Raw genomic sequence first — 1,812 nt, 5'->3', positions numbered from 1 at the left:
TTTCTACACTCAGATTACCGCCCATCAACTGTACGATAGTTTGACTGATGGGAAGGCCTAATCCGGTACCTGAACTTTTGGAAACAGAGTTACCCGCCTGCTCAAATGCTGTAAAAATACGATCTAATGAATCTTCCGGGATTCCTACTCCGGTATCCCGGACTGAGAAGCGGATTCGGGCATTGGTATCGGAATGGGAAAGCTCTGCAGCGTCCAGACGAATGCTGCCCCCCGTTGGCGTAAACTTCAGCGCATTGGACATCAGGTTGGTTAACACCTGCTTCAACCGGATTACATCTCCCACAAGCCAGTCATGGGGAATCTGATAATGAAACGTACAATCCAGACCTTTTTGCTCAGCCTGGGACTGAATCATGCTTTCCAGTTCGTTCAGCATAACGGACAGGGTAAATTCCTCTTCATCCAATGTCATTTTTCCATTTTCAATCTTAGACATATCCAGAATATCATTGATCAAAGCCAGAAGATAGTGGGATGATGACTGGATTTTCTGAAGATATTCGGATACCGCGGGTGTAACTCCATCTGTCATACTGGCAAGGTTGGATAGACCTACAATGGCATTCATTGGCGTGCGGATTTCATGTGACATTTTGGAAAGAAAACCGCTTTTCGCACGATTTGCGGCTTCTGCTTTCTGCAGTTCATTTTTCATGAGTGTATTTTTCACCCTTGAACGGACAATAATCAGTAAAATGGCAACCAGCAGCAGAAGAAATACAGTGACAACCAGGATAAACGCAAATGGATTGGAATATATCAGGTTTGAAAGTGTAATATTATTATATCCCAGAGATACCATATTGCGGTTGGTGATGGTTGTTTTGTCAGTTTCTGTTAAATTGCTGATGGATTTATTTAAAATTGTCAGAAGCGTAGGAGTTACCGGCCGGGGAAGGGCAAAAGCAGCCTTCGTTTTGGTAGTATTTGTGGTCAGAATGGTGAGATTCTGGAAATTGCCGGTCTGCAGATCCCGTTCCATACCTGAAGATAATCCAAATATAAAATCGGCATCGCCGCTGTTTACTGCTTTGATTCCCGCCAGAGTTGTGGGATAAATCTTTACCTGATCGGCTTTAATCGATGAAGGAAGCGTTCTACCGTCTAAAAGAGCAGCAGTTAACCCGTCTGATGGATAGCTTACAAACTTATTCTTAACGATTATATTACTCATTGTGGAATAGGCCGCAGTAAGTGCCAGTCCTTTTTCTGCAGCTGTGGCTTCGTTATCCAGAAAGCATCCCAGCATATCTGCCTTTCCATCCTGAACAAGCTGGATGGCAGCATTGTAGTTTTCGGCAAAGACAAATTCAAAGGTAAGTCCGGAATCTTCTTCTATTTCATTTAATATTTCCGGAACAATGCCGTTGTGGTCGCTTTCATCCTCCAGGCAGTATAAGGGATGCCACTGTGAAATCGCAGCTACCCGAACCGGTTTTGCCTGATCGATAAAATCCTGCTCTTCCTGAGTAAAATTGAGCTTAGTATCGGTGAAATCAGGATAATTAATATCGTAATGCTCCTGGGCATAGTTAGGATTAGAATCCAGAATAAACCACATTGCCTGATTAAGTTCTTCTAAGATATCCTGTTTTCCGGGAGAAGTAACAATATACATTGGCTGAGCCTGAAATTCAGCCGCAATCCTAAATGTACCGTCCGCTTCCTGATCGTTACCCAGGAGCAGATCTACGTCCCCATTCTCTAAATGGTGATGCAGTTTTTCATCAACCATGTCATCATTTGTATAATACTTCAGCTTACAGGTGATCCCGTTGAGATCCAGAAACT

The 1,812-nt window shown here is 43.3% G+C and carries 1 protein-coding gene; it reads right to left on the bottom strand.

The genetic code is table 11. The features are described 5' to 3' along the window. A partial coding sequence (locus ACH2DQ_RS19375; protein ID WP_395027916.1) for an ATP-binding protein occupies nucleotides 1-1,812 on the bottom strand: 1,812 nt, incomplete at both ends.

Source organism: Robinsoniella sp. (assembly GCF_034124845.1).
The sequence above is the reverse complement of the archived record's forward strand: the minus strand, read 5'-3'. Positions and strand labels throughout refer to the sequence as shown.